Origin of the sequence: Pseudomonas sp. Y24-6, from assembly GCF_020295325.1 — a bacterium.
Taxonomy (GTDB): Bacteria; Pseudomonadota; Gammaproteobacteria; order Pseudomonadales; family Pseudomonadaceae; genus Aquipseudomonas; species Aquipseudomonas gregormendelii.
Genome location: NZ_JACBXG010000061.1, coordinates 1 through 313, shown reverse-complemented (window position 1 = coordinate 313; position 313 = coordinate 1). Strand labels below are relative to the sequence as shown.

Sequence of the window (313 nt, the reverse complement as noted above, 5' to 3'; positions counted from 1 at the left end):
GGCCCAGACTTCTACGACCAGACCTGGCGCTCTGATACGAGTGACGACCTATGAGAGTCGTCAACTCGCTGACCACCAAGGCAGCTGGTGCAATCCGCACTGGCAACATTCCGGCAATGATTGAGCCACTGGGCACCGTTGACGACGCGACAGCCGAAGTCGTCGAGCGCCTGTTCCGCCAGCTTCAAGCCATTTTCCCGGCCCACAAACAGGCTTGGCCTGATGACAAGGCGCTGGCCGCTGCTCGCCGAAGCTGGACCAAGGGTTTCATTGTGGCGGGTATCTGCACCCTGGAGCACATCCGCTTCGGAAT

At 60.1% G+C, this 313-nt stretch carries 1 protein-coding gene; it reads left to right on the top strand.

The genetic code is table 11. From position 1 onward, the window contains the following. Positions 1 to 50: 50 nt before the first annotated feature. The coding region (locus HYI44_RS29250) for a replication protein P (RefSeq protein ID WP_263869163.1) at positions 51 to 313 on the top strand (263 nt) is incomplete at its 3' end.